The 24,816-nt window shown below is 61.9% G+C and carries 25 protein-coding genes; 3 read left to right on the plus strand and 22 right to left on the minus strand.

The genetic code is table 11. The features are described from left to right. Positions 1-8: 8 nt before the first annotated feature. On the minus strand, positions 9-1,232 hold the full coding sequence (locus tag PNAP_RS11185; RefSeq protein ID WP_011801618.1) for a pyridoxal phosphate-dependent aminotransferase: 1,224 nt from the start codon (positions 1,230-1,232) through the stop codon (positions 9-11). A gap of 196 nt (positions 1,233-1,428) precedes the next feature. Between PNAP_RS11185 and PNAP_RS11190 the strand changes: the two genes are divergently transcribed. The 3 genes from PNAP_RS11190 (at position 1,429) to PNAP_RS11200 (ending at position 4,266) form a co-directional block, all read left to right on the plus strand. Further along, on the plus strand, positions 1,429-1,821 hold the full coding sequence (locus tag PNAP_RS11190; RefSeq protein WP_011801619.1) for an Mth938-like domain-containing protein: 393 nt from the start codon (positions 1,429-1,431) through the stop codon (positions 1,819-1,821). Positions 1,822-1,950: 129 nt separating this feature from the next. Continuing rightward, positions 1,951-2,427 carry a peroxiredoxin gene (locus tag PNAP_RS11195; RefSeq protein WP_011801620.1) on the plus strand — a complete coding sequence of 159 codons (477 nt, stop codon included), beginning with the start codon at positions 1,951-1,953 and terminating at the stop codon, positions 2,425-2,427. Between the two features lie 153 nt (positions 2,428-2,580). Further along, positions 2,581-4,266 carry a PhoH family protein gene (locus tag PNAP_RS11200; protein ID WP_011801621.1) on the plus strand — a complete coding sequence of 562 codons (1,686 nt, stop codon included), beginning with the start codon at positions 2,581-2,583 and terminating at the stop codon, positions 4,264-4,266. Positions 4,267-4,923: 657 nt separating this feature from the next. Here PNAP_RS11200 and PNAP_RS11205 read toward each other — a convergent pair. The 21 genes from PNAP_RS11205 to PNAP_RS11300 form a co-directional block, all read right to left on the minus strand. After that, entirely contained in the window at positions 4,924-5,589 is a 666-nt protein-coding gene (locus PNAP_RS11205) for a hypothetical protein (protein ID WP_011801622.1), read from the minus strand. A gap of 11 nt (positions 5,590-5,600) precedes the next feature. Next, positions 5,601-5,981, minus strand: a complete 381-nt coding sequence (locus PNAP_RS26930) for a hypothetical protein (protein ID WP_011801623.1) — start codon at positions 5,979-5,981, stop codon at positions 5,601-5,603. Between the two features lie 218 nt (positions 5,982-6,199). Continuing rightward, on the minus strand, positions 6,200-6,754 hold the full coding sequence (locus PNAP_RS24960) for a hypothetical protein (protein WP_049763668.1): 555 nt from the start codon (positions 6,752-6,754) through the stop codon (positions 6,200-6,202). After that, entirely contained in the window at positions 6,754-7,251 is a 498-nt protein-coding gene (locus tag PNAP_RS11215) for a lysozyme (RefSeq protein ID WP_011801625.1), read from the minus strand. Before PNAP_RS11215 ends, PNAP_RS24960 begins: the two co-directional genes overlap by 1 nt. Then, positions 7,248-7,580, minus strand: coding sequence for a hypothetical protein (locus PNAP_RS11220; RefSeq protein ID WP_011801626.1), 333 nt, complete (start codon positions 7,578-7,580; stop codon positions 7,248-7,250). Before PNAP_RS11220 ends, PNAP_RS11215 begins: the two co-directional genes overlap by 4 nt. A 9-nt stretch (positions 7,581-7,589) precedes the next feature. Continuing rightward, on the minus strand, positions 7,590-7,811 hold the full coding sequence (locus PNAP_RS11225; protein WP_011801627.1) for a hypothetical protein: 222 nt from the start codon (positions 7,809-7,811) through the stop codon (positions 7,590-7,592). Next, on the minus strand, positions 7,808-9,691 hold the full coding sequence (locus PNAP_RS11230) for a hypothetical protein (protein ID WP_011801628.1): 1,884 nt from the start codon (positions 9,689-9,691) through the stop codon (positions 7,808-7,810). Before PNAP_RS11230 ends, PNAP_RS11225 begins: the two co-directional genes overlap by 4 nt. Positions 9,692-9,695: 4 nt before the next feature. Beyond that, positions 9,696-10,100: a hypothetical protein gene (locus PNAP_RS11235; protein WP_011801629.1), complete on the minus strand. Its 405-nt coding sequence runs from the start codon at positions 10,098-10,100 to the stop codon at positions 9,696-9,698. After that, positions 10,097-10,495, minus strand: coding sequence for a hypothetical protein (locus PNAP_RS11240; RefSeq protein ID WP_011801630.1), 399 nt, complete (start codon positions 10,493-10,495; stop codon positions 10,097-10,099). The genes PNAP_RS11235 and PNAP_RS11240 overlap by 4 nt, the downstream gene beginning before the upstream one ends. A 3-nt stretch (positions 10,496-10,498) precedes the next feature. Then, positions 10,499-11,680, minus strand: a complete 1,182-nt coding sequence (locus PNAP_RS11245; protein WP_011801631.1) for a hypothetical protein — start codon at positions 11,678-11,680, stop codon at positions 10,499-10,501. 24 nt (positions 11,681-11,704) lie between these two features. Continuing rightward, positions 11,705-15,205: a hypothetical protein gene (locus tag PNAP_RS11250; RefSeq protein WP_011801632.1), complete on the minus strand. Its 3,501-nt coding sequence runs from the start codon at positions 15,203-15,205 to the stop codon at positions 11,705-11,707. 6 nt (positions 15,206-15,211) lie between these two features. After that, positions 15,212-15,610, minus strand: a complete 399-nt coding sequence (locus PNAP_RS24965) for a hypothetical protein (protein ID WP_011801633.1) — start codon at positions 15,608-15,610, stop codon at positions 15,212-15,214. Positions 15,611-15,630: 20 nt separating this feature from the next. Beyond that, positions 15,631-18,333, minus strand: coding sequence for a phage tail tape measure protein (locus tag PNAP_RS11260; protein ID WP_157040266.1), 2,703 nt, complete (start codon positions 18,331-18,333; stop codon positions 15,631-15,633). A gap of 147 nt (positions 18,334-18,480) precedes the next feature. Further along, complete coding sequence (locus tag PNAP_RS11265) at positions 18,481-19,239, minus strand: phage tail tube protein (RefSeq protein WP_011801635.1); 759 nt, start codon at positions 19,237-19,239, stop codon at positions 18,481-18,483. A gap of 31 nt (positions 19,240-19,270) precedes the next feature. Continuing rightward, positions 19,271-19,690: a hypothetical protein gene (locus PNAP_RS11270; RefSeq protein WP_011801636.1), complete on the minus strand. Its 420-nt coding sequence runs from the start codon at positions 19,688-19,690 to the stop codon at positions 19,271-19,273. Next, positions 19,691-19,999, minus strand: coding sequence for a head-tail joining protein (locus PNAP_RS11275; protein WP_011801637.1), 309 nt, complete (start codon positions 19,997-19,999; stop codon positions 19,691-19,693). A gap of 38 nt (positions 20,000-20,037) precedes the next feature. Beyond that, positions 20,038-20,400 (minus strand): DUF2190 family protein, encoded by a 363-nt coding sequence (locus tag PNAP_RS11280; RefSeq protein WP_011801638.1) that lies wholly within the window; start codon positions 20,398-20,400, stop codon positions 20,038-20,040. Positions 20,401-20,467: 67 nt separating this feature from the next. Continuing rightward, complete coding sequence (locus PNAP_RS11285) at positions 20,468-22,492, minus strand: ClpP-like prohead protease/major capsid protein fusion protein (RefSeq protein ID WP_011801639.1); 2,025 nt, start codon at positions 22,490-22,492, stop codon at positions 20,468-20,470. Positions 22,493-22,590: 98 nt separating this feature from the next. Next, entirely contained in the window at positions 22,591-24,180 is a 1,590-nt protein-coding gene (locus tag PNAP_RS11290; protein ID WP_011801640.1) for a phage portal protein, read from the minus strand. Between the two features lie 9 nt (positions 24,181-24,189). Continuing rightward, a complete protein-coding gene (locus tag PNAP_RS11295) occupies positions 24,190-24,414 on the minus strand; it encodes a hypothetical protein (protein WP_011801641.1) in 225 nt (74 codons plus the stop codon). Between the two features lie 52 nt (positions 24,415-24,466). Beyond that, positions 24,467-24,814: a Mor transcription activator family protein gene (locus tag PNAP_RS11300; RefSeq protein ID WP_232290691.1), complete on the minus strand. Its 348-nt coding sequence runs from the start codon at positions 24,812-24,814 to the stop codon at positions 24,467-24,469. Positions 24,815-24,816 lie beyond the last annotated feature (2 nt).

Consider the following 24,816-nt stretch of genomic DNA (forward strand, 5'->3'; position numbering starts at 1 on the left):
AATGAAACTCAGATCAGCTTGTTGCGGTATTTCTCAAGAAACAGGGCAATGCGGTTGATGGCTTCGCGAAGGTCTTCCTCATGCGGCAAGAAGACAATCCGGAAATGGTCGGGCGCGGCCCAGTTGAAGCCGGTGCCCTGCACCAGCATGACCTTGGTTTCCTTGAGCAGTTCAAGGAAAAACTGCCGGTCGTCGGTGATCGGGTAAATCACGGGATCCAGCCGGGGAAACATGTAGAGCGCCGCGCTCGGCTTGACGCAGGTGACGCCCGGAATGGCGGTGATCAGCTCGTAAGCCAGGTCGCGCTGGCGCCGCAGCCGGCCGCCCTCGCCCACCAGGTCATTGATGCTCTGGTAGCCGCCCAAAGCCGTCTGGATGGCCCACTGGCCCGGCACATTCGAGCACAGCTTCATGTTGGCCAGCATGTTCAAGCCTTCGATGTAGTCTTGCGCCCTCTTCTTCGGTCCTGACACCACCAGCCAGCCGGCGCGGTAGCCGCAGGAACGGTAGCTCTTGGAGAGCGAATTGAAGGTCAGCGTCAGCACATCGGTGGACAGGCTGGCCAGGGCCGTGTGCTTCACGCCGTCGTACAGCACCTTGTCATAGACCTCGTCGGCCAGAATCACCAGATTGTGTTCACGCGCAATCTCCACGATGCTTTTCAGCAGTTCGTCGGAATACAGCGCGCCGGTCGGGTTGTTGGGGTTGATGACGACGATGCCCCGGGTAGCGGGCGTGATCCTGGCGCGGATGTCGTCCAGATCGGGCATCCAGCCGTTGCTCTCGTCGCACCTGTAGTGAACCGGCGTGCCACCGGCCAGGCTGACCGAAGCGGTCCACAGGGGGTAGTCGGGCGAAGGCAGCAGCAATTCGTCGCCGTTGTCGAGCAAGGCATTGGTGGCCATCGAGATCAACTCGCTGGCGCCGTTGCCCAGGTAAATATCGTCCAGCGTCACGCCTTTGATGCCCTGTTTTTGCGTCTCGTGCATCACCGCCTTGCGCGCTGCAAAAATGCCCTTGCTGTCCGAATAGCCGGCTGACGCTGGCAGGTTGCGGATCATGTCCTGCTGGACTTCTTCAGGCGCATCAAAACCGAACACCGCGAGGTTGCCTATATTGAGCTTGATGAGCTTTTGGCCCTCTTCCTCCATCTGCTTGGCCGCGTCCATGATCGGACCACGGATGTCGTAAAGCACATTGGCTAATTTTGCAGACTTGGTGATCGGTTTCATGTCGCTTTTTCTGAAGGGTTAGGCAAAGCCGCTTCGCCAACTGCACCGGCCAAAGGGGAAAGAGGCAGCGCAGCTACAGGAGATTTAGGCGGAATCTATAATTTGACCACATAAAACACGAATTTTTCATCCCAGGCAACAGGCCGGAACCACTGGCTGATGGCTGTTTGAATGAACCCAAAACTGTGACTACCGCATGAAACTTCAACCAGACCGCCTTGATGTTCAATCCATTCTGGCCTACGGCGCCGGATGGGTTGGCTTGGGCAACAACGGCGTTGCTGAAAAAATTGACTACAGCGTTGTCATTGGCTCGCGCGGCGAGAAATTTGCCTGGAATTGCGCCAGCTTTGAGCAACTTGACGCCGGGCACTTTACCGTTCTGGCGAACCTGAAGCCGGAACTGGTGATTTTTGGCAGCGGCAAGCGGCTGCGGTTTGCGCCACCGGCCTTCTTGCGCGGCCTGATGGAGCAGCGAATTGGTATTGAAACCATGGACACGCTTGCCGCGTGCCGTACTTACAACATTTTGGCGGGCGAGGGTCGCCATGTGATCGCCGCCCTGCTGATTGAGCCAGATGCCGCCTGAGCCCTAAAGGATATCCCTTTCAGAGTAAAATATAGGGTTGCACTTGGCACCGCACCCAGTGATTCTCATCCGGCTTCACTGGCAAAGGCCGCGGCTAATTACAACTACTTTCGTCAGGGTCCCCTCAGTATGGCAGTCGTCGTCAATAAACCTCTTCCCGAATTTGAAGCGCTCGCAACCGGCGGCCTCAAAGTTTCAAACCAAACGCATCTGGGCAAAGTTGTCGTGCTGTTTTTTTACCCGAAAGATAACACGCCCGGCTGCACCACCGAAGCCATGCAGTTTCGTGACCACTACAAGGATTTCCTCAAGGCGGGCGCCACCGTATTCGGCGTATCGCGCGACAACATGAAATCGCACGACGAATTCAAGTCGAAACTCGAACTTCCGTTCGAGTTGATTGCCGACACCGAGGAAAAAATGTGCCACATGTTCGGCGTGGTCAAAAACAAGATCATGTACGGCAAAAAGGTCAAGGGCATTGAGCGCAGCACCTTTTTGGTCGGCGCGGACGGCCTGCTCAAGGAAGAGTGGCGCGGCCTGAAGGTTCCCGGCCATGTGGAAGAGGTCTTGAAAGCGGTCAAAGGCCTTAAAAAAGAGATTTGAAATCTGCTTTGCAACTGTCTGCCAGTCGGCCATGTGAGTTGTGCATAATGAGTCCATGCAATTGACCCTCGCGACTGCATCCAAAAAAAGCCGCCCCGGCCTTGAGGCGGCTTTTTTTATTTCTGAAACTTCATTTAAAGAGTTTTAAGCACTATGCCCCTGCCTCCCGCCCCGACCAAACGTGCAGCCCTGCTTTCTCCAGACGTGCTTGATACCCCGGCACGCGCCTCTTCAAAAGCACCACGAAAAACGGCAAAGCGCTCGGCATCAGCCAGCCTGCGCCCTTTTGTGGAGCCACTAGAGAGCCTGCCCGCCAGTGATGAGGTCCAAGTCGTTATTTATGCAGAGAAAAATCCTCTTCCCGCAATAGACACGAGCGTAGTTAGCTCTCAAAAAGAGAGCGTTTCACGGCCCCAGCCCGCCTTCAGGCCCAAAAAAATCAAGTCTACCGGCCAAGCCAAGCTGTTCGTGCTGGACACCAATGTCCTGATGCACGACCCGATGTGTCTTTTCCGCTTCGAAGAGCACGACATTTTCTTGCCGATGATCGTGCTGGAGGAGCTTGACGGCCATAAGAAGGGCATGACGGAAGTGGCCCGCAATGCGCGTCAGACCAGCCGCACGCTCGATGCACTGGCCGGCGCCAATGGCGCCGATATCGGCAAGGGCCTGAAACTGAACACAACCGGCCATCCTGAAGCCGGTGGCTGCCTGTTTTTCCAGACCAAGGTTCTTGATTACACCTTGCCGATGAGCCTGCCGCAGGGCAAGGCAGACAACCAGATTCTTGGCGTGGTCGAGGCGCTTCGCAAGGAATACGCACCGCGCGAAGTGGTGCTGGTGTCCAAGGACATCAATATGCGCGTCAAGGCGCGTGCGCTGGGGCTGGCGACCGACGACTACCAGAACGACAAGGTGCTGGAAGACGGCGACCTGCTGTATGACGGCTCACTCGCACTGCCGCTTGACTTCTGGACCCGGCAGAGCAAAACCATCGAAAGCTGGCAGCAAGGCCTGCATACCTTCTACCGCATCACCGGCCCCATCGTGCCAAGCCTGCTAATCAACCAGTTTGTGTTTTTTGAAGCCCCGGGCGAGCCGCCGCTGTACGCCCGCGTCACCGAGATTCAGGCAAAAACAGCCGTCCTGAAAACCTTGAAGGACTACACCCATCTCAAAAACTCGGTCTGGGGCGTGACCATGCGCAATCGCGAGCAGAACTTTGCCATGAACCTGCTGATGGACCCCGAGGTGGACTTTGTCACCCTGGCCGGCACGGCAGGCACCGGCAAAACGCTGATGGCCCTGGCCAGCGGACTGACGCAGGTGCTCGATGATCGTCGTTATACCGAAATCATCATGACTCGCGCTACGGTATCGGTCGGTGAAGACATCGGCTTTTTACCTGGCACCGAAGAAGAAAAAATGGGTCCCTGGATGGGCGCGCTCGACGACAACCTTGAGGTTCTGGGAAAAACCGACGGGGGCTCGGGTGAATGGGGCCGCGCCGCGACGAATGAACTCATCCGCTCACGGATCAAGGTCAAAAGCATGAACTTCATGCGGGGCCGAACCTTCCTGAACAAGTACGTGATCATTGACGAAGCGCAAAATCTGACACCCAAACAGATGAAAACCCTGATCACCCGCGCCGGACCAGGCACCAAGATCATCTGCATGGGCAATCTGGCGCAAATCGACACACCGTACCTGACGGAAGGATCTTCGGGTATGACATTTGCGGTTGATCGCTTCAAGGGCTGGCCACATGGTGGACATATCACGCTGGCGCGTGGTGAGCGTTCACGCCTGGCAGATTTCGCCAGCGAAGTGCTTTAAAAACATTTTTCGGAAATTTTCCCCTGCGGCTGAAATGCCGCAGGAAAATGCTTCCAGAAAACAAAAAAGCCAAGTTGAATAACTTGGCTTTTTTTATGTCTTCAAATTCTGGTGGGCGGTGCAAGTTTCGAACTTGCGACCCCTGCAGTGTGAATGCCATTGCAGGGCATATTTATAGAGGCGTACAGAGGAGAAGGCAACGACCGGGGCGCCACAGAATGCCGGTAAATGGCACCGGATTACACCGGAAATTACACAGGCCAAAAGCCCGGAACTCAAAAGGTCGCGGGCTTTTTTATGTCCTATTTTCCCAAATACGCTGGCGTTACGTGACCCATGAGGATGGTTGGCAGGACCAGCCTCCTACTGGAATATGGGCTCCAAGTTAAAAAATGACAAAATTCAAGGGTCACCTACCCCTTGGGCACATCAAAAAAATCGCTTGTAGGCCGTTCTGGAGGTTCGAAATTCTTTGTAGACAGGCGTCTTACGCTAAAAGCTAAGCTAACAGAGCCCGTGCTACCGAACCGTTGTGCTGATTCCTTCCCATCATTGGGAACTACCTTGAACGATCGGTCCAAAGTCTTAACAAAAGTTGAAAAACAAAAAAGCCCTGAAACGTCGTCATTTCAGGGCTTGTTTTACAGCTGTAAGAAACTAAGCCAAAGCACTTTCATCTATGCCCTTGCGATAAGAGTAGCCCTCAACAAAATCTGGTTTCAGAATTGTCTGCCCTATGCAATTTGCTGATGCCGCCATCACTATCGACATAGCTCTCGCTAGATTCGACATAGCCTTCCCAAGGTGAAGAATTGACTCTATGCACACCGTAGCAGTCAGATCTACTTGGCGATTGATAAAAATACAAGTTTTCTTAACCAAAACAAATGGGAAAACGAGCAAAGCCATTATTAGCAACCACCCAGAACTGTAAATTGTGTACTCCATCGCAACGGTAACCGCTTGCTTCCGAAAATTCTCAATAAATTCCTTTTGAGCAGGATCGGATGACTCAAAGACTTTGCCTATCTTTTCATGCTGGTATGCGACCAATTTTGGATTTTTCTTTAAAACTCCAACCATAAAGGAGAAGCGACTCAATGACATCTCCTCGGTAAAGCGCAGATGCCCATTTACCAGGTCCCTCAAGTGCTTGTAAGAAGGGGAACCAAGATCCCAACCATTTTTTACGAATGTTGTTCTGAGACCGTCCCGAAGGTCAAACAACTTATCTCTGCTGTTATCCAGAATTGTCTTACGAACCATGTACTTCCATACAACGATCAACAACAATCCATTTAAGCCAAGAATGGTTAATTCCATATGAATCTTTCTTATTTTGATGGCGTTAAGCCATTTGGATCAAGTTCACTTGAAGAATGGTAAGGGTCACTCTGCTCAGTTGCTGCCCGTTGTTTCCCAAGCTCTCTGTAAGCCCTTTGCTTGCCGCGCCTTTCCCCATACCAACCCAAACCGCCAATACACCCAAATAGATAGCCAAACACTTCGTTAATTTGAAGTTTTTCGATCACAAGTGCCAGTGAATTAAGCGATTCCGGTTTGCTAGCCACCATTACCTGCAATCCATGCATAACTAAAAACAGACAGCCGCCAATAGTCAGCATCGTGATGAAATGCTGAAAAACATGCATCCCTGCGGCAAAATTTCCTGCCTGAATTGACAGTTTTCTTAGCTCTAACTCATTTTTATTCACCGCTTCTCCCCGACTTGTCGCAATTTTCAGTAGTTAGGAAGTCTACATTACGCATCAATTAAGTTACAAATGCTTATCTGTATTGCAAAGATCCTTGATGCAGAGTGGGCTTTAAGCTGGCTAATTTAACCAGTGCAGGCGCCTGCACTGGCTTCATTTAGATGGAGGCTTAGGAAGCCACCGCCCCCAGATCAAGAGCCAGATTGCGGGCGCCCACATCATTTCAGCACCTCGCGCACGGTGAGGCTGTCAGTCCGGCAGGAGGCATAGGCGACGTTGATGTCGTCGGCCTCGCGGGTAAGCCGCTGGAATAGCTCAGTAGCTCCTGCTGAAAATAGCCCGCCGGCCTGGGCAGCGTCATCTGCACCACTGCTGACACGGGCGGGATCTGCGCCCGGGGCGCCAGCACCACCGCCCCCACATCCTGCAGCGGCGTTCGGGTCGCGCAGCCGGCCAGCAGGACCGGCAGCAGTGCGCAGGCGAGCAGCCAGAGTAGCAATAGCGCTTTTGTTTTCAACATCGTGCTTCTCCCGTTCGGTTTTGAAATCGGCCAGCGCCGTCGTGGCGGCATTGGCCTTGGCGGCTTCGATAGCCAGCAGTTCGCCGGCCTCTCGCTTTTGCCGGTCGATGGCTAGGTTGTAGGCCGTGGTGGCGCGCTGCTCGCCAATGGCTTGCTGATGGGTGGCCCACGGCCCGTAGCCAAAGCCCAGGATTGACAGCAGCAGCGCCAGCACGCCAACCAGGGCTGCGATGGTCTTGGTGGACGCGCTCATCATTGGGCTGCCATGCAAGCCGCATGCGTTTTCAAGCGATCTTTCCAGAGGCCCGAACAACTCCGGTTTCCAGGCGCCGAACAGTCCTGCCCATTAGACTTGTTCCACATCAAAATGGCATCGCAGGCGCCGGCATAGTCCAGGCTGTTCAAGCGCCGCACGATGGTCGAGCCACAGAACCCCGTCGAGCCGATGTTGTAGCTGAGATTGACGTAGAGGTCGTACTCGGCTTGATGCAATGGCACGCTGACGCAGCGCTTCAATGCGCCCTCGAACTTGCTCGCATCGGAAAGCGCCCGCTGAATCGCTGGGACCACCTTGAGCGAGTCGCCCTGCTTGATGCCTTCGGTCGTGCCGAACCCGGCAGTCGGCACTTTCCAGCCATAGGTCGGGTCAGGATAGGCCTGCTCCCGATAATCCTCACGCTGCAGGATGCCCACGAACGCCGCCGCGCTCAGGCTCAAGGCCGCAACGATGGTGCGTGATTTTTGGCTCATAGCGGCGCCCGGTCCGTGTTGCCAGCCTCGTACTCCTCGACCGTGATGACCCGGCGGCGCGTCTTTGGCAGCCAGCCGCGACTCTCAAAGAATGGCCGCCAGAGCTTTTTCCAGAACCACTCAGCGATCAAGAGCAGCGAGTAGAGCGCTGCGGCAATCGAGGCGATGGTTCCCCAGGGAATGGCATTGACCGCCGCCCAGGTGTGGTAGCTGGAGTGCGCCGTTGCCGAGGTGGCGAGCTGCTCGACTACCTCGGCTTTTGCGGCCACGGCAGCGGCTATCGCGCTGGACGCCTTGACGAAGGGCATGCTGATGTCGTTATGGTTCATTGGTTTTCCCTAGATTTCAATCATCACGACAGGCAAGTCGGGCGCAGCGCCCTCGACCAGCCCATCGCGCACAAACACACGCTGCCCGCTTGTCGCCTGGCCACGCGCCTGAAGGATTCCGCCGCCCGGCAGCTCGACCCGGGCGATGCCGTCCGCGACGGACAGCACGGTGCCGACCTGCAGCGGCCGCGCCGGCAGCAGCTCCAGGAAGGCGCGAAAAATATTACTCATGGGGTGGCCTCATAGGTTTCGACAGAGATGGTTTGCCGCAGCACCGGCCGCGACCAGTCCAGCGAAATGCTGCGCGTGAGCCCCAGGTGCGTCTCGGAGCCGCTCAGGTAGCGCACGAACTTGCCGGGCAGGATCAGCCCGGTCTCCTCCAGCACGGGCAGCTTGAGGCTGACGTGGGCCTGCTTGCCGGTGTCAGACAGTTCAGCCAGGCCGCGCTGGCGGGCGGCAATTGCATGGGTGATCAGGGAGTGGGTCACCATGGGCGCGACGCTGTCGCCCGCAGTGCCGCTGCGGGTGACCTGGCCCAGGACACCCGCGCCGATGCCCGACACGAAAATGCGGTTGTAAGCGGCCTTGCGCCGCCAGTCGATGCCCTCGACCGTGGCAATGCCGGGCAGCTCAAAGTCGGGGGTGACGCCGGCCCAGTTCCAGGGTGCCTCGGGGTACTGGGGCAGGATGCGCAGGGTTTGCTCGGTAGCGTGCGGCTGCACATAGCCACCCGCAGCACCCGCAATGTCGAGGATGGCGCCGATGTAGGCGCCCTGGTGTGTCCATGCGTTGCCCGGCACGAGCCAGTCGGCCAGGCCCCAGTCCACGTCCCAGCCGATGCCCACGCCATTGATGGTGAGCGCGTCGCTCATGAGCTGCTGCGCGGTGCGGGCCTCGGCATTTCCGAAATTGAGCACAGGCGCATAGGGCTCGTCCAGGATGGCGGCCGTGCCGCGCCCCTTGATGCCGACGCGGCCCTTGGCAAAAGTCCGCTGCCGGTCCAGGCCCTCGGCGCACAGGCGGTACGGGATGCCGTTGACCAGCACCTCGATCTCGAGGGGGTCGCCGCTGATGCCCGGCCGCACCAGCGGCAACTGGTGCGCAGGGATGGATGCGCTCCAGGACCAGGTCCACGATGTCCAGTCGAGCGACATGCCGAAACCGTAGGCGGTGATGGGGAGGCCGTCGCTCACGCGGCGCAGGGTAATGGAATTGATGGTCACATAAGTCCTCAAGAAGGGAACGACGACATGGGCACGGGGCGGCAGGTAGCACGCCCGGGCGCCGAACACCAGGTGCGCGAGATACGCCGGCAAGGGCGGGCATTCAAACACCAGGTGCCCGTCGCGCGGGTAAATGATGGGCGGCACCACCACGGGCAGGCTTGAGCGGCCGTTGCGCGCCGCGCCGGCCACCTGCCAGGGGATAGCCTTGGTGGCCGATGACAGATACCGGCTGGCCTTGAAGCGCGCCACCTTTTGGATTTCCCTGAAAGCCGCCGTCTGCCACCGGTCCTGGTGGTCGTGCGAGTGGAAAACGCCGGTCTGGAAAATGGAAACCAGACCCCGCACTTGCTGGCGTGCCAGTTCGGCCTTTGCAGCCAGCGCCACCGAATGCGCCAGGCCGCTTTGCAAGGAGGCGCAAAAGTCCCGCCTTGCGCCCAGGGCCAGGCCCCAACGGCTGTCCCGCAGCACGGCAACGGGCACGGCCGCCTGGAGCGCAGGGCTCAGCAGCGTGCCAGAGCGCGCAGCCAGCCGCCACGGCATGGCCGAGACGTGGCGCTGCGGCAAGCTGGTGCGCCAGCCGCTCTCCTGCTCTTTCCGGGTGGGGACGGCCACCTGGTGCGGGGCGGCGATCCGCCGGTCCAGCCAGGGCGTGACCCGGTTGTCGTAGAGCGCTGCGGCCGAGACCGTGACCGTCCCCGACAGCAGCGCGGTGACCTGCGCCCGCACGGCAACGGCGGCCAGCGCGGTGACGCTGACCGCGCCGGACAAGGTGGCGGCGATCTCCGCGGTGACAGGCGGGAGCACGACCACCAGGTCTTCCCCGAAGACCAGGTGGGCGGGCGACCCCCCGATGGGCGCGCGGGCAAAGACGAGGTGTTCGGCCACGGCGTCAGGCGGCGATCAGGCAGGCCAGCAGCTGGATTTCCCCGCCCGTGTACACCTGCAGGGCATTGAGGATGACGGGCAGGCCCGAGCCGGCCAGCCCTGCGGGCAGGTCCATGAAGCCGTGGCCGGCCCCGTCGGCCAGCCGGACCCAGCCGATGATTCCCGAGGCAAGTGCGTTGGTGATCTGCGGCACGGTCAATGTCAGCGTCGCCAGCCCGGAGGCGTCGCCCAGCGCGCCCGAGGGCGTGGCCAGGTTGATGCTCCCCAGCAGCGTCTCGGCCGTGGCGTCGTCCGGGGTGGCCGGAGGCGCATTGATGTAGAACAGCGCCTTGCCCCCGCCCGCGTCCAGCGCGGCGCGCAGCCCTGCCATCTGGCCCTTGCGGGCAATCAGGGATAAAGGCGTCGTCATGGCATCAGCTCCGGGACCTGGCCGTCGGCCACCACGGCGCGAAAAGCGCCCGTGTGGTCATAGGCGAGCACGGTGTACAGCTGCAGTTCATCGACATACATGAAGTCATAGATGCCCGTGACCGGATCGCTCAACAGTTCGCGCACCTGCAGGCCATCCTTCTCGCGGATCAGGCGGCACTTGCACGAGACGATGATTTCGGCTCCGCTCTCGGACTTGACGGTATCGCCCCGGACACGGCCAATGCCCTTGCCCAGCATGCCCGTGACGTAATCCTTGACGGCCCCGGATTCGACGCTGAGGTAAACGGGCTGCAGCAACGCGGGAGTCCCATACGTCATGGCCGGTCCCACGCCGATGACGACCACTGCGTCTGACAAAAACGTGTCGGCCATGCGTTATCTCCACGGGCCGGTAATGTCCACCAGCGACAGGCCATCGGAGTTGCCGCCTGACGAGGGGGAATTCGTCGGGCGCAGCGCCAGCAGCTTTCGCCCCGCAAGCGCTCCCGTGCCGGGAACAATGTCGCGCAATGCAAAAGAACCGGAGGTTTGTCCCACGGGCACGTGGTACAGGCCCGGCAGATCAGAGCGTGGCGGCGTGGAGTTGATAGTCGTGCAAAAGAACTTGCGGCACAGACGCAGACCGCCATCTACAGCACTTGGAAAATTGCCAAAGAACGTATCCTGACCCGACAAATAATTGCCACTGCCGGTGTAGGGACTGAGGCCGTGCAGGATGCATGCCCCGAGCCCCGTGTAACTGCGCGGCATCGCGTGCTGGTAGGCACTCACATAGTCGAGGCATCCTTCGATGACGTTGTAGCCGGTCGATACCGCATAGGACAGGCTGCATGCGTAAGGGTCGCCGCCGGGGCGCAACGCGATGTCGTCGCCAAAACCGCGTGTCAGCCCGCCAAGCTGTGCGGCGTTGGATGCGCTATACCCAGCAACGAAAATAATGAACTTTCGCCCGTCCGCCACCAGCACCCAGCTCACGGCAGTGGCTGACGCCGCCGAGCTTTTGTTCCAGTGCCCACCGCCCGACATTTGCGCCGCTGTCGGGAAGGGGCCGGTGCCTGTGTTGATGTCGCTCATCGTTTCGTAGCCGACCACGCGGGCCGTGGTCGTGCCGGTGTCGTCGAGCCGGAGAATCATCCCCGTGCTGGCGGGATCAGTGCTTTTGTAGGTCCGCAGGTTGGTCCCCGTGAACGGGCTGGTCCATCCGGCAGGGGCCATCTTGAAACTGATCGTGCCGGTCGCCGCACCATCAGCCGCAGCCGTCGCGAACCGCACCACGCCAGCGCCGATGGCCGTTACTTTCTGCTCGCCATTGAGCGCGGCAATGGAGCTGCCCGTGACCAGCACGACGCTGTCCACAGTAGCGCTGTGCGTGCCCGAGAACGACAAGGTTGCCACGCCCGAGGCCACGACCAGCGAGGTGGCCGCCTTCACATCAAAGCCATTGATGAGGCTGGCGTCGAGCAGCGCTGCCAGGGCGCCAGCCACGCCATTGAGAACAGGCGCACCGGCCATGGCGCTGTGAAAATGTTTGACGGATGTATCGACTACTGATGTCATGGATTCAATCTCCTGGATAAAAAATTAAGGCCGGTCCACATCGGTGCGGAACGCCAGTAAAAACACATCGCTGTCCAGGGACGCCGGCCCCTGCAGGATCGTCTGGACCACCCAGAACGGCGCGCCGCAGGCGGCGGTGTCAAAGCGCAGCACGTTGCCCGCCGCCCAGCCACCGCCCCAGCCCAGCGCAGGCAGCGTGAAGTACGGCGCGCCCGTGGCTGGATTGACCGGGGCGCAGTCATTCACCATGGGGAACACGCCCAGGTCGCCGACCGATTCGCCAACGACCTTGAACGCCGTGTTGCTGGTGAAAATCAAGGCCCAGCGCTCCGTGATGGCGCCCCGGTTGGTCGTGGTGATGGGGTACTGGCCGGCACTGAACTTGGCCAGCGGCGGCGCTGCGCCAATGAGCGCATCGCTCCATGCGCCCGTCCAGGTGCCCTGCCCGAAGTCGCCGTGGGCGCGGGCAAACAGGTCGCCGAATGCCAGGGCGCTGGAGACAAAAGACGTGTCCGCAGGAAAGTCATGCGTCAGGCTGCTCAGCAGGTCGAGCTTGCCGGAGATGTCGGCCTGCCTGCACACCACCACGTCCTCGATGCGGTCCTCCACGGTGAAGGGATGCGAGTACGGCGTGAGGTTTGATTCCACCGGGAAAGTGATGAATCCAGGGTTGAGATCGGAGACATACAGGCTGCTGGGCACCAGTACGCCCAGAACGTCCTTGACCCGCACCGAGGCGATGCGCTCGCGCCCGAGGTCATAGGCCGTTCCCTTGACCAGCGGATTGGGAAGCTGCGTGGTCAAGGTGTTGTGCACGACCAGGATGTCGGCGGGGCGGTAGATGCGCACCCGGCCGTCGAGCGGCAGGCGCACGGTGTCGATGCCCAGCAACTCCCGGTCGAGCGGCAGGTACTGCATGAAGACGGCGTTGTAGCTCAATGCGCTGGCGGCAACCGGGGACGCGGCCGTCCAGTTGTCCCACGGGATCGGCCCTGGTGCGAATGTTGATGCGCGGCTCCACCTGACAATGCCGCGCTGGAAATCGACGGCGCCCGTCCAGCCGTCGCCGGAGATCACGCCCGCTTCGTTCGCACTACCCACCAGGGCGCCAGCCTGCAGCTGCATCACGCCTGCCTTGAGGGGTGCGCTGGCCGTGCGGAACACGCCTTGCCCGACCGACGCGCCAGCCGTCGCGTCCAAAGCCGCATTGCTCCACACCAGCGCATTGATGCCGCTGCCAGGCAGGCTGCTGACCGTGACCAGGCCGCCGCTTGTCACGGCGCCAGCGGACTCCACGGACGGCGCCCCGGTGTCGATGCTCCAGCCTTTCCTGAGCGTGCCGCCGCTGGCGTGGTAGAGGTCGCCGCCGCAGCTGAAAATCACCCCATCCGTCTTGAGTTGCAGCCCGGCGCTGACCGGGACGGTGAGCTGCCATGCGGGCGCCACCGCCAGCGTCTGTGAAACGGTGGTTCCGCCCGAATGCTGCATCCAGCCCACAGCAAGGTTCTGCAGGTTCGTGGTGTGCGCAGCCCGGAACACCTGCACGTCGTAGTACAGGGTGTTGCCGGTGCCCGTTGCCGGATAGATTTCCACCACCTGCTCATTGACGCCCGATGAAATATTGCTGCCGACGGACACGGCGCCCGTGGTGTAGTTGACCGATCCCACCACGGCCCCCAGCGACTGGGGGTGGCTGCTGGTCAGCACGCCCGCGCCGTCGTCGGTCACATTGATGCTGGCCGGCAGCTGGAATCCCGCCTCGGGGATCACGGCCACCGTGAAGTGAACGCTGCCGGGCGTGACCGGCACCTGCTCCAGGGTGTAGCTGCCGCCGCCGTTGTTGGTCACACCGGACGAGGTGACGGCCAGCCGGTCAAAATCGACGGTCACCTCCCCATCAGGCAGGACGGCGGGCTCGAAATTAAGGGGCAATTCTCCGGTGGCGTAGTCGTAGGTGCCAACCTTGCCGGTCGCATCCCCGCTGATCACCCCGGCTGCCGAGCAGACAGCGGCGTAATTCACGCCCCCGCGCGACCAGCTCAGGGCCAGTGTGTCGATTTTTGCGCGGATGTCGATGCCGAGCACACCCGTCATGCGGGGCGGCAAGGCAGCGGCGGGCACGGCACTGGCCGCATCGCCCCACTGCTGGATGATCTGGCTGCCCACATCCGGGATGGCGCCCAGCGTCACGCCGACGGAGCCGGTCAGGTAGTTGATGGTGCCCACGCCATGGCTGCTGTCCGCGCCCGACAGCTTGCCGTTGCCGTTGTCGGCCAGGTCATACCAACGCTCCTGCGCCATGAAGCTCAGGGCCAAGGTGCCCGGAGCCGGTGGCGGCTCGAACGCAAAGACAAAAGCCCTGCCCTGATTCGCCAGGGTAACGGTCAAGCTGTCGCTGTGGGTGGGCGCGCCGGCCAGTGTCGCGGGCCGGTAGGTGACCGTGTTGGAGGCGCTGCCGTAGTTGGGCGCACCGGGCAGCATGGCAATTTCCTTGCCCCGGTAGTTAACCGTGCCGACCACCAGTGCGCCCTGCTTGAGATTGCCTTCGCCGTCGTCAAGAAACACGGTGGCCCCGTGGGTGAGGCTCAAGCTGCCGGGCTCGCAGGCGGTCGGCAGCTTGAGCTGGGTGCCTGGCGCCAGCGACAGCACCACTGCAGGCAGGCTGACCGCCGCTTGCGCCGTGCGGGACAACGACTGGCGCACCGTGAGCGGGTACTGGTCGATGATCGGGCTCTCGACCGTCGCGGCGGGCACCACGGGGGTGTAGATGCCGCCTGTGGTGAGCACGGAATAGTCGCCGGGCTCTCCCGCCACGGCGAGCGGCTTGATGCCGTAGAACTTGGCGCCGCCCGACACATTGGTCTGGTACAACTGCGCCCAGTCGGCCTCGACAAGGCCGACGCGCTGCGCGGGTGGCCCGAGAAAGTCGTAATCGAGTTCGTTGCCGATGTCGCACAGCACCACGGTGGCTTGGAGCAGCACCGTACCGCTGCCCTCGATGACTGCGATGGTTTCCGTGCTGATGGCTGTTTTGAGGATGCGCAGGTACTGCTCATCGCCGTTCGGATTGGTCAGCACAATGCAATCCCCGCCAGACGGCGCGTTGCCGCCCACCAGGCTCACCAGCCGTATTTGCAGGCCACCCGCGTAATGGGTGCCCCACAGGCGGTAGTTCACTCGCGGGCCTTTGACCAGGTAGCGCTCGACTTTCTCGACCAGGTCGGCGCGGGTGTCCGACCAGCCGGGCGTCTGCACCAGGGCGCAATGGACCAGCGGGTCATTGGGCGCATCGGTGATGAGGACATGCGCGCCGAGCATCAGGTCCGTGTCGTCGGTGTGCCCCACGCCGTAGAGCTTGCGCGCCCTGAAGCGGCCGATGGCCCGGTCCACGGTGGAGGAGTCGGGAAACAGGTTGTTGCTGACGGCGTCAAGCACTTCGATGCCGGTCATGGCGCCGCCGCCCTCGGGCACGTCGGCCATGACGGCGGATTCGAGCAGCTTGATGTCTTCGGTGAGGATGGGCATGGGGTGTCAGATCTCCAGGAATCGAAAGGTGGGCAAATAAAGCAGCTCGGGCGTGACTTCGCCGTCGAGGAGCTTCCAGATCGGGGTGGCCTCGAAGCCCTTTTTGGCGTGGTCGAACATGACGGCTCTAGCCACGCCGCGCACGGTCAGCGTCAAGGTGATGCCCGGCAGCGCGGCCCAGGCCTGCAGCGTGTCGCACGCGGCGCGGGTGATCCAGGCCTCGGTCTGGGTGCCGTCCAGGGTGATCGGGCGGCCGGCCTGCTTGAGCGCGACATCCACCAGGAGCACGCCCTCGGTGCTGTATTCGGTGCTCTGCTCGACCGGGCTCCATTCGTATTCGTCGCTCCACTGCAGGCGGTCGGTGAGCGCGGCGGTGGTGCCGAGGTAGGTCAGGAGGATGGACATGGTGGGCGTTCAGTGGGTGGTCAGCTGGCGCTGAGCTGGGCGTTTTTCAGGGCGGCGATGAGCTTTTGCGCGTCGGCGTCGCTGGCCATCTCGAAATCTGTGGCCTGGCCGTTAACGATCCACTCGACCCGGTAGGTCTTGGTCTGGGCGGTGCTGGTGGAATTGGCCGCGTTGATCAGCGCGAGCCGGTCGATCTCCTTTTGCAGCTTGGTGCTCCAGTTCGAGCCGTCATCCAGGGACGAAGCGACCTTGACCCCGGGGCCGTTGTACGGCAGCGGCGTGTCTTTCGACAGCTTGAGCGCCTGCGCATCGGTCAGGCCCGAATCCTTGGCCCGCTGGTAAATGCTCGCCGCGCTCTCGACCGCCACGTTCACGCGCTGGCCGGCGGTGTTCAGGCTGTAGCCTTCCTTGTCGATGTTCAGGCGCTCGCGCTCCAGGGCATTGCGCCGCTCGACCAGGGCGTTCTCCTTTTCCAGCAAGCTGAGCTGGCGCTCGGTGTAGTTGGCCGACAGGGTGTATTTCATGTTCAGCCGGTCCATGGCGTCTTCGTTCGCCTTGACCTGCTCGGCGGTCATGCGGAACTGCTCGCCCAGCTTGGCAGCGGCGGCCTGGCCCTCGCCCATGGCCTTGACGATCGACTTGCCGGCGCTGTCGGTTTGCACCTCCAGGCCGCGCATGGCGGCCTCGGTCTTGATCGCCTCGGTCGCCACGCCGTTGTTGGCGGCAATGGCTTTTTCGGCATAGGCCTTGAAGGCGTTCGCAATGTCAACGGCCGTCGAGGTGCCATCGGCCTTGATGCGGTCGTAATAGACCTTTGCCGAGCCGGCGACCAGCTTCAGGCTGGCCTGGCTGGAAATGCCCAGCGCCTCGAAGGCTTCGGCTGTCAGCTTGGCCGCGTCCTGCGCAGCCTTGGCCGAGTCCTTCGCCGCCGCCGGCGTAGCCTGCAGGGCCTTGTTGATGTCCTTGATCTTCTCGGCGGCGGCCTGCAGGTCGCCGTTTGCGACCAAGGCGGCGTATTCGTCCCTGAGCTGGCGCAGCGCGGTGGTTGCGGCTTCGTCGGCAGTCTTCTTGTCTTCAGTGGCCTTTTGCGCGGTCTGGCTTTTCTGGCGGGTGGCTTCGAGCTTGGCGCCCATATCATCCACCGCCACCGCAGCGGCGGTAATGGCAGGCTTGGCACCTGTCGCCGCACTGGCAAGGCCCGTGAAGCCGTCGCGCGCCAGGCCAGCGCCATCGGCCACGTCCAGGAACGCGGCGCGGGACTTGTCGCTCAGCGCCTGCGCGGCAGCGGCCGTGGCGTTGGACGACTCCCGGATCTCGGCGGCAATCGCCTTGTACTGCTGCGACACCGCGCCGAAAGTGACCTTGCTGGAAGCCTCGTACAGCGCAGCCAGGCCCGACTGGATGCCGGCCGCAATCGTGGCAAACCCGCTGCCCAGCGCGTAAATGCTGCCCAGCACGGTGTTGGTTCCCGCCGACATGACGCCATAGGCGAGCTGCACGGTATTGCCCGCCGTGCTGGCGTACTGGCCGACCTGGGTGAAGATCTCGCCCGTGCGGTCGGCAAAGGCGCGAAGATCAGCGGTGACCTGCTTGAAATCGACCTGCGCGGCAAACTCGCGCACCCACTTGATGCCGTTTTGAAAAGCAGTTGCAATGGCCTCGCCAAAGCGAGCGACCGTGCCATCGCTGACCGCCGCCTTGAGCGCGCCGGCCAGCTGGTCCACGCCATCCTTGAGCACCGGCAGCACCGGCGTGCCCAGCGCAATCTTGAGCGTGTCCCAGGCGCTGGACAGGCCATTCAAGGAGCCGTTCAGGTTGTCCTGCATGACCTTGGCCGCAGCGGCAGCGGCGCCCTCGGCATTTTTCAGCTTGGCCGTCAGCGCATCGAGCGCCGGCATGCCCTGGTTGAGCAAGGCGCGCAGCGCCGGGCCGGCCTCGGTGCCCACCGCGTTGATCGCCTTGGCGCCGCTCGGGCCGGCCTTGGCGAGCTGGTGCAGCGCATCCTCGAATTTATTCGTTGTGATGCCGCTGGCGGCCAGTTCCTGGCGGAACTTGCTGGCCGGGTCGCCGAACTGGCTCAGGATGCTGTTCAGGGCCGTGCCGGCGCGCGAGGCATCGATGCCGGCGTCGGCGAACTTGCCGATGATGGCGACGGTGCTTTCCAGCGACAAGCCCAGGCTTTGCGCGACCGGCGCGGCATAGGAGAGCGCCTGCGCCAGGCCGGTGACGCTGGTGTTGGTGGCATTCGCGCCCAGGGCCAGCACGTTCGCCACGCGACCCGCGTCGGTGAACGCCAGGCCCAGGCCCATCACGGCCTTGGTGACAAACTCGCTGGCTTCGCCCAGGCCGATGTCGCCCGCCTGCGCCAGCTCCAGCACGGCGGGCAGCGCGGCAATGGCGTCCTTGGCACTGAGGCCCGCCTTGGCGAGGTTTTCCAGCGCGCCAGCGGCCTCGGTGCCGGTGAATTTGGTATTGGCGCCGGCGTCCTCGGCGGCCTTGCGCAGGGCCTGCATCTCGGTCGTGCTGGCGCCGGTGGCCGACTTCACGCGGCTCATGGCTTCTTCAAAATCCCCCGCGCCCTTGACCACGCCGGCAAAGGCCTGCACGCCAAAGTAACTCAGGATCGCCAGGCCTACCGTCGCCACCTTGGCGCGCAGGCTGTCGAACACCGAGGAGGCATTGTCCTTGGCGTTGATCAGGATCTCGATGGGTTTAAAGGCCACGTTTGAAGGTTCTCGGACAGGGTGAATCGGGTTGGCAGGCAATGCAGCGGCTTCAGCTGGTGCCGTTTTGGCAGCAACACTTGAAGCCGCTGCGGCGGGTTAAGGCCGCAGCGGTAAATCCATGGGGAAGGCTTTAAGCCAGGCCGGTTAGGCCATGCTGACTTTGTAGTAGCGGCTGATGCCCACGCCGGTCTTGGTGGCGTCCAGCAGGATCGAGCCCTCGACATCGAGCGCGCCGAAGTCCTTATTGATCAGCGCGAGCTTTTTGGTGATGCCTTGGCTGGCGCGGTAGATGTCAACGACCACCGGCTTGCCGCCATCGGCTTCATTCAAGCCGCCAAAGGTCAGGGCCAGCTCGACCGCCTTGGTGGTCATGGCCTCGATCACGGCATAGGCGCCGTAGGTGTAGTCGATCCACAGCAGCTCGTCATCGTCCAGGCCTGCAGCCTCGGCATTGATAAAGATGCCTTCAGGACGCACCTCAAAGTTTCCAGGCGCAAGCACTTCCGTGGCAGCGCCGGCATTGGCGCCTTTCTTGAGCGTGACGGCAGTGGGCTGGATATGCGCCAGGCGCACCAGGCCGCCGAGCGTGGCAACGTGCGGCTCGGCCACGACGACGCCTGCCTGCTTTTCGCTTGCCAGGCCAAAGATGGCGCGGCTCATGTTGACGACGTTCAGGTCGGCCAGCTTCATCGTGACCTTGGCCTCCTTGATGCGGCGCACCTCGGCATGGGTGCCGCCGCCCAGCGCGGTCATGTCGTCCTGCTTCTTGACATCCTCGTCGTGCTCGATGCCCAGCTCCAGCACGTTGCCGATGGGCAGGGGCAGCGCATTGCTGCCGAAGATCTTGGCGTACACCTGGCCCACGGTCATGGACGGCTTGTAGATTTGCTTGATGATGGACATGTGAGTGATTCCTGATGGATAGATGAAGGGGTCAGCGGGTCAGCACCTGGCCGTGGTACACGGTGCTGCTGGTAAATACGAGTTCCAGGGCGGCCTGCCCCTCGGTCACGAACTCGGGCTCGCGCACCGTCTGCAGAGCCATGCGGCGCCACAGCCGGCTGCCCTGCTGGCCCGGGCACCAGTTGTGCAGGCTGCCGATGACGGCCGTCAGCGCTGTATCGAGCTGCCCGGCTGCCTGGTCGCTTCGAGGCACGACCAGGGTGACGGTCCAGGCCGGGTCGAGCGTGACGGCAGTCGTTGCGCTGTCGGTGACATGCGCGCCGCTGCAGCGCACGTCCGCTGCCGGTACGATGCGCCGGTCGCTCAGTTCGCTGCCGGTGCGCACGGCCCAGCCGGTCAGGGCGATAAGTGCCTGCAGGCGGGTTTTAAGGATGGGTTCGAGGGCGAGCATTCAAGCCTCCGGGAATACTTGCAGCCGCACCCAGCCGGTTTCGTCAGGCTCAACGCCACCGCTCACGCGGTAATTTGTGCCGTTGATGACGAGGATGCCGCCTGCTGCAATGCCAGGCACCAGAGCCAGGTCCAGCGAGCAGGTACGTGCAGACGCATCGAGCACTTCGCCGAACGGCTCAGTCGGGGTGCGCTCAAAAAGCACACCGAACGGCTGGCCGCCCAGGTAGCTGGCCGTGGCATTGGACAGGCGCGAGAGCACAGCGCGGTTAGCGCGTGCTTGCAGGGCGGCAAATGGTGCGAGGCTCATAGTGGTCTGTGCAGTTCTTGTGCAGGCGCCTGCACGGATTAAGCGGTGACCGTGCCGGGCACGCCGGTAAAGCGCACGGCAATGGTCAGCACGCCATTGCCAGCCGCCTCGAATGCAACAGCTGGCGCCCCCTGGACATCGCCAGAGGCAGGCACTGCCGCGTTGTCATCAAAGGCGGCGGCAGAGGCATCCCAGCTCAAGGACTCGCCTCTGGCGATCACGGCACCGGAAACCTTGGGCACGGCAAACACGCCCTCGATATGCGCCTGGCCGGTTTCACCAATGGCGACATCGGACACCGACACGCCCAGGATCTGGCCGACGCGCACCACCTGGCCCGATGCAATGGCAGCGGCTGCAACAAAATCGATGACCTTGCCGGGCTGAATGTAATTTTTCATGATGAATCTCTAAAAAGGAGTAAGGAGGCACCGCCAGGCGCGGCGCCTGGCGGTGGTCTGGCAGTGCTTAGCCTGGGTTTTTCGCCAGGGTGCGGAAGTCCAGCGGCGACACGCCGGCGTCGATCCGCACCTTGAACTCGGTGCCGTCCACGTTCCAGCCGTCCTTTTGCTCCAGCACGGGCGCCTGGTTGCCGTCGAGGTAGCTGACCTCGATGGTGTCGTTGGTGGTCGCGCTGGCCGCGCCGTACCAGGCCGTTGCCGAGGCTTCATCCAGGCGGGCATCAGTGATCACCTCGAACGTGTCGCGCACGCTGTTGGGCGTGGTGCTGTTCTTGCCGGCATTCACCTCGAACTCGCTGCTGCGCACGACATTTGCAGTGCCCCTCAAGGCACGCGGCACGATCAGGTACTGCATGGCGATGTTCAACACAGCAGGGCCGTTCTTTTGCTTTGCCATGGCCGCGCCCATCGCATCGACCGTTGCGGTGGAGATCGCGCCACCGACCAGCAGATTCTTATGCGCTGCATCGAACAGCGCCACACCGTCGCTCATGATCGGGTTACCCGTCAGCACGGCATACACCAGGTCGCCGATGGTGCGAATGGCAGCGCGCCCCATCAGCTTGGGGATGCGGGTGAAGGCGTCCAGGTCGTCATTGATGATGGCCTGGCGGTTGATCGAGAACAGCTCGCCGTAGGTTGCCAGCAGCACTGTCTCGCCACGATCGCCGATCGTGGCGTATTTGTACTCGGCGCCTTCAGCGACCTTGCGCAGGCTCGGGAACGCATTGAGATCCACGCGCTTGCCGGGCTTGAAGTCGGGCAGCTCGCCGGCACGGGTCCAGAGCTGGAACGTCTCGGCGGCTTCCTCGTAGCCCTTGAGCATGGATTTCTCGGCCACGTTCGCCAGAATGCTGCCAAAGTCGCTGGAGCTGTGCGTGAAGGCCGCGCCGATAAAGGTCTTTTTGTCCTGGCCTTCCGAGCGGTAGCCGGCGCGGGTCAAGCTGGCGCGAGCCAGCTCGCTCAGCGTGAAGCCGCGAAAGGGATTGGAACCCTCGGCCTTGACCACGCCGGCGCGGGCCAGCAGCGCCTCGGTCGTGCCCTTGCGCGCCTTGTCGGTTTCATCTTCGAGCGTGACGATATTCAGGCCGTTGACGCTGGTCTTGTCCTTGCCCAGGATGTCGAGGAGCTTCAGGCCTGCGGCTTCTGGCGTGCAAGCGTGGTCGTCTTCGCACTGGGCCTGCAATGCCGCGACGCCCTCACGGCTGGAAAACTTGCCAAAGCTGGCGCGGATCTGGCCGCGACGGGCGTTGTCTGCAGCCAGAATGGCGGAGGCGGCGGAGGCGGCGGGGGCGGCGGGGGGTTGGGTAGCCGCCGAGTTGGGGGTTGTCATTAAAGGCTCCTGGGATGGTGCGGCGGCAGCCGCGAGAGTGCTCGCTGTCTGCAAAGCTGCAGGCAGTGAGCGGTAACGGTTAAGGGGAAGATCCCGCGCAGCAGAAGCGGACACGGGCATCGGGTCGGTGATGGCATCGACAAACTTCTCGGCGAGCGCCTGCTCGGCGGTGTAGAAGTGGTCCTTGCCATCGGTGAGCAAAGCCAGCATCGCCGGCTGGTCGCCGGTGCGGGCCGCGTAGCTGTTGGACATGGCAGCGGCCCAGGTGTCGAGCTGGTCGGCCATGTCGCGCAGCTCGACGCTGTTGCCAGAAACATAGGACCAGGGGCCATGGATCATGAGCATGGCGTTGTTGGCCATATTCACTTTGTCGCCGGCCATGGCGATCAGGCTGGCAACCGACAGCGCCATGCCGTCGATCTCAATGGTGACTTCGGCCTTGTGGCGGCGCAGCGCGTTGTAGATCGCCAGGCCATCGGGCACCGAGCCGCCGATGCTGTTGATGCGCACGGTGATGGCCGTGGCGTCGATATCGTTCAGCTCCTTGACGAACGTGGCAGCCGATACGGTTTCCTCGTACCAGGACTCGCCGATGTCGCCGTAGATGTAGATCTCGGCTGCGGCCACCACGCCGAGCACGGCAGCAGCCATGGCCGTCTTGCGACGAATGGCATACCAGGCAGTTGCTTTTTTACTCATGTGACATTGACCTCAAAAAGAGTTGCATCGGGACAGATGCTTGTCAGTGTCAAATTAAGTCCGTCCGGTTTTTAGGGGAGAAACCGGACTATTTGCAGCTAGTCCGCTGTTTTGTCGTTTTTGCCCTGCGCGTTGTCTGCGGCCTCCTGCTGCAGCTCGGTCGGCACGGCAGACACCGAGACAGTGGTTTGTTTCGTGGCCGCGTTGGAACTGAAGGCGAGATTCTTCTCTTTTGCAGAATCCCTGAAAGCTGCAATCTGCTCCAGCACATCGTTCGGATTGGCGCCGCGCTTGCGGATCACCTCGACCTCACTGGCAAAGCCGGCCTGCACCAGTTTTTCCCATGCTGCGGCCTCATGCATCGGGTTGATCCAGGGCATCGACTGGCCGACCAGCAGGCAATCGTTTTCAGTGCCCGGCTTCACATCAAGCGGTATGGGCACCACCCCGCTCAGGTGCGCCGCAATAACAAATTGATCGTAGGCCGGCTGGACAAATGCAGCGGCAAAATCGTCCGCCAGCACCGAATAATTCACCCACTGCTCGACCAGCTCCTGGCGCTGGGCGCTATAGGTGCCGTTGTAGTCGCGGCTCAGGCTGGAGTAGCTGGTGCCGATGCCAGCGGCGAACGCCCGCAACTGGCCGGCGCGCCAGCCGATCAGGTTCGGATTGGGCCGGTTGCTGTTGATCATGCCGATCTCCTCGCCAGCGACCAGGTCATCGATGATCATGCCCGGCTCCATATACAGGTCACGCGGCTTGACATGGCCGTTCTCGTCCTTTTCAAGGCCTTCGCCGGTATAGCCCGTCTCGGTCGAGGCTAGGCGCTTGACGTAGGCGGTCATCGATGCAGCCACTTTCGCCGCAATCCGCTCGGACTCCTCGTATTCCTTCAAGTCCTCGCCCCGCGTGATGACGCTGGCAAATTCCGAGATACCCCGGGCCTGGCCGATGCGGTCCATTTGGGCCAGGTGCAAGACGTTGTCAGCCGAGATCCGCTTGAGCGCAGAGGTGCTATTGAGCCATGACAGCTGCTCGCGGGGATCGGACTTGTAAACCCAATACGCCCGGCAGCGCCCCCAGGCGTTGAACTCCATGCCCTGGCGGATGAACTTGCCCGGATCGTCATAGTCCAGCGGCACCATGTCAGGCTCGAACATCTCCAGCGAAAACGGCACCTTGGTGCCGTGGTCCAGCCCGGGCACCCTGCCCATGAGCGTCTGCGTAAAGGCTTCGCCATCGCGCAGCCAGGTCTTGGCAACCAGGCGCTGCATCTGCGCGTCCGAGTGGCGGTGCGTCACTTCCGGGCAGCGCTGCCAGTCGCGCCGGGCTTCGCGCAGCGCGGCGGCGTACTCCTTGTGAATGGTGCCGTCCTTGCGCCGTGGTTGCGGCTCGATCCCGATCCCGTTCGGCCCCACCACGTTATTGACCAGGGTGCGCAGGGCGCCCCGCGACAGGTCGTGATTTCGCTCCAGAAACCGCGCATGCGCACGCAATGCCGTTGCCGAGGTGCCGACCAGGGTACTCGGGCTCTGGTTGGCTTTTTGCTTTTGGCGCTGCTTGGTGGGCTTGGCGGCCTCATAGATGGCAAAGACGCGCCGGGCCTGCGCCCGCTGCACCGCCTTGACCGGGTCGGTGACAGACACAACCCGGTCAAAGGCCGAGCCGATGGTTTGAAGTAGCTTCATGAAATGGCCTTAGTTAAAGCGTGCGGTTTTGTAGCGAAGCCCGCCAAAGGTCGGGACGCCGGCAGCGCGGGTGGCTTCAGCCGTAACCTTTGCCTCCCATTCGCGCCGGCCCTTTTGGATCATGTCCAGGCTTTCCATGGTGTGAGTTCTGCCGGCGAACTGGATGGTCTTGCCGGCAAGAACGGCGGCTTCGGCATCCAGGTAGAGCTGGAGCATGATGTTTGAATGAGTCATGCCGATACGCTAGCTGCGAGCGCGTCCGGTTTCTAGGGGATAAACCGGACTTTCAAACCGAGGGCACGAGCTGGGCATCTTTAGGATCACGACGGGCGCAGATTTCGTAAACCCGGGTGCGCTTGACGTTGTATTTCGCCATGATGTGTGCCAGGTTCTTGCCGTCGAATTCGCGCCGGATGCTGGCGTCCCGGTCGGATAAATCCGGCGCCGGAATGTAGAGGTCGCTGCCGCCCATGCGCCGGCGCAGGCCTCGCACGACAGCACTGGCAAATACCGAGGCAAGGGCTTCATTCATGCCGATCTCCTCGCGCACGATCTCGACAAAGTCGTGCTGCAGCTGCACCGCGGCATCTTCAGCCTGGCCGGCTGTGAGGGCTTTATATTTTGTTGTTGTCATGG

Source organism: Polaromonas naphthalenivorans CJ2 (assembly GCF_000015505.1).
GTDB classification, from domain to species: domain Bacteria; phylum Pseudomonadota; class Gammaproteobacteria; order Burkholderiales; family Burkholderiaceae_C; genus Polaromonas; species Polaromonas naphthalenivorans.

Bases quoted from the DNA above. Each gene is read 5' to 3' on its own strand.
- PNAP_RS24960 (WP_049763668.1), bottom strand. From the start codon at position 6,754: ATGAGCGCGTCCACCAAGACCATCGCAGCCCTGGTTGGCGTGCTGGCG.
- PNAP_RS11205 (WP_011801622.1), bottom strand. From the start codon at position 5,589: ATGGAATTAACCATTCTTGGCTTAAATGGATTGTTGTTGATCGTTGTA.
- PNAP_RS11290 (WP_011801640.1), bottom strand. From the start codon at position 24,180: ATGAAGCTACTTCAAACCATCGGCTCGGCCTTTGACCGGGTTGTGTCT.
- PNAP_RS11265 (WP_011801635.1), bottom strand. From the start codon at position 19,239: ATGTCCATCATCAAGCAAATCTACAAGCCGTCCATGACCGTGGGCCAG.
- PNAP_RS11240 (WP_011801630.1), bottom strand. From the start codon at position 10,495: ATGGCCGACACGTTTTTGTCAGACGCAGTGGTCGTCATCGGCGTGGGA.
- PNAP_RS11250 (WP_011801632.1), bottom strand. From the start codon at position 15,205: ATGCCCATCCTCACCGAAGACATCAAGCTGCTCGAATCCGCCGTCATG.
- PNAP_RS11295 (WP_011801641.1), bottom strand. From the start codon at position 24,414: ATGACTCATTCAAACATCATGCTCCAGCTCTACCTGGATGCCGAAGCC.
- PNAP_RS11190 (WP_011801619.1), top strand. From the start codon at position 1,429: ATGAAACTTCAACCAGACCGCCTTGATGTTCAATCCATTCTGGCCTAC.
- PNAP_RS11185 (WP_011801618.1), bottom strand. From the start codon at position 1,232: ATGAAACCGATCACCAAGTCTGCAAAATTAGCCAATGTGCTTTACGAC.
- PNAP_RS11280 (WP_011801638.1), bottom strand. From the start codon at position 20,400: ATGAAAAATTACATTCAGCCCGGCAAGGTCATCGATTTTGTTGCAGCC.
- PNAP_RS11275 (WP_011801637.1), bottom strand. From the start codon at position 19,999: ATGAGCCTCGCACCATTTGCCGCCCTGCAAGCACGCGCTAACCGCGCT.
- PNAP_RS11300 (WP_232290691.1), bottom strand. From the start codon at position 24,814: ATGACAACAACAAAATATAAAGCCCTCACAGCCGGCCAGGCTGAAGAT.
- PNAP_RS11285 (WP_011801639.1), bottom strand. From the start codon at position 22,492: ATGAGTAAAAAAGCAACTGCCTGGTATGCCATTCGTCGCAAGACGGCC.
- PNAP_RS11220 (WP_011801626.1), bottom strand. From the start codon at position 7,580: ATGAACCATAACGACATCAGCATGCCCTTCGTCAAGGCGTCCAGCGCG.
- PNAP_RS11200 (WP_011801621.1), top strand. From the start codon at position 2,581: ATGCCCCTGCCTCCCGCCCCGACCAAACGTGCAGCCCTGCTTTCTCCA.
- PNAP_RS11235 (WP_011801629.1), bottom strand. From the start codon at position 10,100: ATGACGACGCCTTTATCCCTGATTGCCCGCAAGGGCCAGATGGCAGGG.
- PNAP_RS11270 (WP_011801636.1), bottom strand. From the start codon at position 19,690: ATGCTCGCCCTCGAACCCATCCTTAAAACCCGCCTGCAGGCACTTATC.
- PNAP_RS11215 (WP_011801625.1), bottom strand. From the start codon at position 7,251: ATGAGCCAAAAATCACGCACCATCGTTGCGGCCTTGAGCCTGAGCGCG.
- PNAP_RS11245 (WP_011801631.1), bottom strand. From the start codon at position 11,680: ATGACATCAGTAGTCGATACATCCGTCAAACATTTTCACAGCGCCATG.
- PNAP_RS11195 (WP_011801620.1), top strand. From the start codon at position 1,951: ATGGCAGTCGTCGTCAATAAACCTCTTCCCGAATTTGAAGCGCTCGCA.
- PNAP_RS11225 (WP_011801627.1), bottom strand. From the start codon at position 7,811: ATGAGTAATATTTTTCGCGCCTTCCTGGAGCTGCTGCCGGCGCGGCCG.
- PNAP_RS24965 (WP_011801633.1), bottom strand. From the start codon at position 15,610: ATGTCCATCCTCCTGACCTACCTCGGCACCACCGCCGCGCTCACCGAC.